This is a genomic window from Mycobacterium sp. 852002-51163_SCH5372311, assembly GCF_001667115.1.
Lineage (GTDB): Bacteria > Actinomycetota > Actinomycetes > Mycobacteriales > Mycobacteriaceae > Mycobacterium.
This window is the reverse complement of the sequence record NZ_LZIJ01000101.1, coordinates 1-526: the sequence shown is the minus strand read 5'-3', so window position 1 is coordinate 526 and position 526 is coordinate 1. Positions and strand designations below refer to the sequence as shown.

Sequence of the window (526 nt, the reverse complement as noted above, 5' to 3'; positions counted from 1 at the left end):
GCCGCCCTAGTCACATCCGTCACATCCGTCCCCGGAAGTGGGACACACAGCTTTTTGTCCACCTCAGCGCGACAACTCGGCGGACTGCCGCAGTGTCCGCACCCGGTTGATGATCCGGTATTCAGTTGCGTGTGGAATGTACGCCGGTGCGTACATCCCACGGCCCAGCCGTCGTACCCGATGCCTGCCGATTTCCCAACGCAACGCGTCTGACACCGCCTTCGAAGGCCTGCCGCGGACGCAAAAGCCGTACCGGTCAAGCGCATCGATTAGTTCGACGATGGTCGCAGGCCCATTCTGCGACAGATACATCGTCAGCACGTAGCGCAGCTCGATTCCTTGAAGTTGCATGCGCGAATCGTTGCACGCCGGTACGACATTGGCTGGCTGAGCGTATGGCGTATCGCGTTCAGTGTGAAACTATGGCGTCCAGTGTGAAACCTGGGCGCTCATACGGCGAAAACCCCGCCCTCACGTCACACCGAAAGCCGTAGATTCACAACCGAATGCCGAAGACCGTCCGCCG

General features: G+C 60.1%; 1 protein-coding gene. It reads right to left on the bottom strand.

What is annotated here, in order from left to right; genetic code table 11:
- Window positions 1-63 precede the first annotated feature (63 nt).
- Window positions 64-351 carry a hypothetical protein gene (locus A5791_RS13470; RefSeq protein ID WP_067237125.1) on the bottom strand — a complete coding sequence of 96 codons (288 nt, stop codon included), beginning with the start codon at window positions 349-351 and terminating at the stop codon, window positions 64-66.
- Window positions 352-526 lie beyond the last annotated feature (175 nt).

Bases quoted from the DNA above. Each gene is read 5' to 3' on its own strand.
- A5791_RS13470 (WP_067237125.1), bottom strand. From the start codon at position 351: ATGCAACTTCAAGGAATCGAGCTGCGCTACGTGCTGACGATGTATCTG.